Below are 4406 nucleotides of genomic sequence, written 5' to 3' on the forward strand. Positions count from 1 at the left end.
GAGGCCAGCGGGATCAGGTGATAGTCGTGGATCCACACCGTGTCGTCCTCGCGCAACAGCGGCGCGAGCTTGTCGGCGAACATGGCGTTGACCCGGCGGTAGCCCTCGCGGGTGGCGCGGTCGTAGTCGACCAGGTCCAGGCGGAAGTGCAGCAGCGGCCACAGCGTGCGGTTGGCGAAGCCGTTGTAGTACGCGTCCAGGTCGGTGCGATTCAGGTCCATGGTGACGAAGCGGATATCGCCCTGGGTCTGTTCGTGCATCGCGCCGCTGTCGCCGCGCACGGTCTTGCCGCTCCAGCCGAACCACACGCCGCCGCGCTCCTTCAGCGCCGCCAGCAAGCCCACCGCGAGGCCGCCGGCGCGGTTCTCGCCGGGCAAGGCCACGCGGTTGGATACCACCACCAATCTGCTCATGACGCCTCCTGCCAACTGCGCGACAAGCGCATGGCGGCGATGATCAGGCCGACATGCGAATAGGTCTGCGGGAAATTGCCCCAGGCTTCGCCGTTGTCGAAGGCCAGATCCTCCGACAGCAGGCCCAGGTGATTACGCCGGGCGAGGATGCGCTCGAACAGCTCGCGCGCCTCCTCCTTGCGGCCGATCGCGGCCAGGGCGTCGATGTACCAGAACGTGCAGATGGTGAAGCTGGTCTCCGGTTCGCCGAAATCGTCCGGCGCCACGTAGCGGTACAGCGCATCGCCATGCTTCAGGTCGCGGCCGATCGCCTCGACCGTGGCGATGAAACGCGGATCGTCCGGGGCGATGAACCCGATGTCGGCCAGCAACAGCAGCGATGCGTCCAGCCGGTGGCCGTTGAAGGTGTCGGTGAAGTGCCCCAGCTCCGCGCTCCAGGCTTCGGCGAGCACGCGTGCGTGGATGCGGTCGGCGCGCTCGCGCCAGTACAGCACGCGATCTTCCAGACCCAGCCGCGCGGCGATCTTGGCCAGGCGGTCGCAGGCGGCCCAGCACATTGCGCTCGTATAGGTGTGCACCTCGGCGCGGCCGCGGAATTCCCACAGGCCGGCGTCGGGCACGTCGTGCAGTTCGAAGGCGCGCTCGCCCAGGGGCTCCAGGCGCAGAAAGGTGTGGGTGTCGCCGGGATCCTTCAGGCGCAGGTCGAAGAACAGCTGGGTGGAGGCCAGCACCACGCTGCCGTACACGTCATGCTGCTTCTGGATCCAGGCCAGGTTGCCGCGCCGCACCGGGCCCATGCCGCGGTAGCCGGCCAGCGATTCGACCTCGTGTTCCTCCAGCGCCGCCTCGAAGCCGATGCCGTACAGCGGCTGCAGGCTGCCGTCGGTGGTGGCGATGTTGAAGATGTAGCCGAGGAACTGCTCCATGGTGCGGGTGGCGCCGAGCCGGTTCAGCGCGCGCACCACGAAGGCGGCGTCGCGCAGCCAGCAGTAGCGGTAGTCCCAGTTGCGCGGGGTGTCCGGCGCTTCCGGGATGGAGGTGGTCATCGCCGCGATGATCGCGCCGCTGTCCTCGTACTGGCACAGCTTCAGGGTGATCGCGCTGCGGATCACCGCGTCCTGCCAGTCCAGCGGCACCGACAGGTAGCGCACCCACTCGCGCCAGTATTCCTCGGTGCGTTCCTGCGCTTCCTGGATGTAGCCGGTCAGCGAGCGGGTCAGCGATTCGTCCACGCCCAGCATCAGGTTGACCGGGTGGTTGAGCACGAACGGCAGTTCGTCGCGGATGAAGCGCACCGGCACGTCGGTGGTCAGGCGCAGGGTGAAGTCCGGCAGCAGCCAGCGCACGTGGTTGCTGCCCCAGGTGCTCTCCGGCTGGCGCGCGCCCCAGTCGGCCAGCGGCCTGGCGAGCACGCGGATGCGCGGGTTGCCGGCCAGCGGCCGCACCTGGCGGATGATGCTGACCGGGCGATAGAAGCGGCCGTGGTTGCGCCAGCGCGGCGCGAAGTCGATCACCTCCACCGCGCCGCCGTGGGCGTCGCGCAACACGGTGCGCAGGATCGCGGTGTTGGCCAGGTAGTGCTGGTCGCTGTCGACGAAGTCTTCCAGTTCGATGCTGAAATCGCCGCCAGGATGCGCGCGCGGGGAGAGCAGGGCGCAGAACGCCGGGTCGCCGTCGAAGGCCGGCAGGCAGCTCCACACCACGCTGGCCCGTTTGTCGATCAGGGCGCCGAAGCTGCCGTTGCCGATGACGCCGAGGTCGAGATTGGGGGAACTCATGGAGCGGACGGGTCCTTGTGCGGAAGCAGTAGGGGAAGCGGCCACGGGGCGCGGACGGGCGGGCGTTGCGCTGGCCTCATCCGGCGTTATCGCGCAGCCAGGCGTGTACGCCGCGTGGATCGGGCAGCGCATAGGTGGCGACGCTGTCGGCGCGGGTGCCGACCAGCACGCTCCAGCCGCCGGCCTGGTTGGCCGCGGCGAAGCCGAATTCGTCGGTGAGATCGTCGCCGACGAACACCGGGCGGCGTCCGCGGAACGGCGGTTGCTGCAGCAGCGTGGTCAGCGCCACGCCCTTGTCGCTGCCTTCGGGCACGAACTCGACCACGTGGTCGCCGGGCTGCAGGCGGTAACCGGGCAGGTCGGCGATCTGTTCGTCGGCGAACGCCAGCACCGCCTCGGCCGCGCTGGGCGCCGCCCGCCAGTGCAGGGCCACGCTGGCGCCCTTGTCTTCGATCAGCACGCCCGGATGCGCCTGGCGCAGATGCGCGGCACGCGCATGCAGCGCATGCAGAAACTCGGAGGTATCGGCGGGCATCGCCGCCTGCGCGTCGGCGTCGCTGCGCAGTTCGTGGCCGTGCAGGCCGGCGGCGGGCAGCCGCAGCGGCGCGAACAAGGCGTCGAGCTGCGTCAGCGGACGTCCGCTGACCAGCGCCACCGCGCCACCGAGGCGCTGGTGCAGGCGGCCGATCGCCTCACGTACCTCGGGCAGCAACTGCACCTGGTCGGGGCGTTCGGCAAAGGCGATGAGAGTGCCGTCCACGTCCAGGAACAATGCGCAGGCATCGTCCAGACGCGGCGGCGGCGGTCGGAGGGGGAGCGCGTCTGCCATCTGTTCATGATGAACGGGACAGCGTTAGCATCAGGTGGATTGTCGGGGGCCGGGAATCGGGAATGGGGAAACGGGAATGGGAAGAGCAAAAGCGGTGCCTGCGCGCTGTTGTTGCTTTTCCCCATTCCCGATTCCCGTCTCCCCATTTCCCACACCTTCGTCAGAAGGTGTACCGCACCCGCCCGTAGTAGTAAGCGCCGTTGCTGCCGATCGGCGAGAGCACGTCGTAGGGCAGGTTGCCGAAGTAGGCGATGTCCGGCTTGGAGCGGTCGGCGTAGGCGTCGGTGAGGTTCTGTCCGCCCACCGCCACGCTCCACTGCGGGGTGAGGTGGTATTCGACCTCGGCGTCGAGTTGCCACTTGGCGCTGTAGGTCTGCTCCGGGGCGAAGCCGCCGCCGAAGTCGAACACGCGGGTGGCGCTGCCGTAGCGGGTGACGCGGGTCTGCAGCGACCAGCGCGCGTCGCTCCAGTTCGCCGCCAGCTGCGCGCGGGTGCGCGGGGTCGCCTCGGTCAGGGTGTTGCGCTCTTCCACGCCGAACAGCACGTAGTCCGGATTCAGCGCCAGCAACTGCGCCGGCGTGGCCACCACGTTCTCCAGTTCGGTCTTGGCGTAGCTCCAGGTGCCGGTCAGCTGCAGTTGGCCCTGGCCCAGCGCCTGCCGCCAGTTGCTGACCAGTTCGGCGCCGCGGGTGCGGGTGTCGGCGGCGTTGACGAAGAAGCTGGCGCTCTGCAGGCCGGCGATGCCGAAGCGCTGTGCGACGAAGTCGGTCAGGGCGTCGCCGTCGATGTTTTCCGACAGCGCGATGCGCTTGTCGATATCGATCTGGAACAGGTCCAGCGACAGGTCGAAGTGGCTGCCGACACGGCTGGTGAAGCCCAGGCTGTAGTTGCGCGACTTCTCCGGCTGCAGCGTGCGCGCGCCCAGCGCCTGCGCGATCGGGTTGTCGACCGAGAGCAGGCGGCCCTGCAGCAACTGTCCGTTGGCGTTGTAGCCGGTGGAACTGGCCTCGTAGCCGATCTGGCTCAGCGACGGCGCGCGGAAGTTGTTGGAGATCGCGCCGCGCAGGGCGAATGCCGGGACGAACTCGTAGCGCGCGGCCAGCTTGCCGGTCAGTTCGCCGCCGAAATCCTGGTAGTGCTCGTAGCGCGCGGCTAGGTCGGTGGAGAGCTTGTCGCCGAACTGGCTGGACACGCTGGCGTAGAGGCTGGCGACGTTGCGCGACAGGTCGGCCGCGTCCTGCGGGGTCAGGCCGCCGCCGGCCTGGGCGCCGGTGGGGCGGTCGGTGTAGGGGCCGGCGGCGTAGCTGGCCGGGTCGCCCGGGCGGGTGCGGTAGTGCTCGCGGCGCAGTTCCACGCCGGTGCCCACGGTGTGGGTGGCGCCGGCGG

At 69.3% G+C, this 4406-nt stretch carries 4 protein-coding genes; all 4 read right to left on the minus strand.

The genetic code is table 11. From position 1 onward, the window contains the following. A partial coding sequence (locus D180_RS15040) for a trehalose-6-phosphate synthase (RefSeq protein ID WP_043091056.1) occupies positions 1-413 on the minus strand: 413 nt, incomplete at its 3' end. After that, positions 410-2191, minus strand: a complete 1782-nt coding sequence (locus tag D180_RS15045; RefSeq protein WP_017913444.1) for a glycoside hydrolase family 15 protein — start codon at positions 2189-2191, stop codon at positions 410-412. The genes D180_RS15045 and D180_RS15040, both read right to left, overlap by 4 nt. Positions 2192-2267: 76 nt before the next feature. Next, positions 2268-3020, minus strand: a complete 753-nt coding sequence (gene otsB / locus D180_RS15050) for a trehalose-phosphatase (protein WP_043091057.1) — start codon at positions 3018-3020, stop codon at positions 2268-2270. Positions 3021-3180: 160 nt separating this feature from the next. Beyond that, on the minus strand, positions 3181-4406 hold a 1226-nt coding region (locus D180_RS15055), incomplete at its 5' end, for a TonB-dependent receptor (protein ID WP_017913446.1).

This window comes from Xanthomonas sp. SHU 166, from assembly GCF_000364685.1.
GTDB classification, from domain to species: domain Bacteria; phylum Pseudomonadota; class Gammaproteobacteria; order Xanthomonadales; family Xanthomonadaceae; genus Xanthomonas_A; species Xanthomonas_A sontii.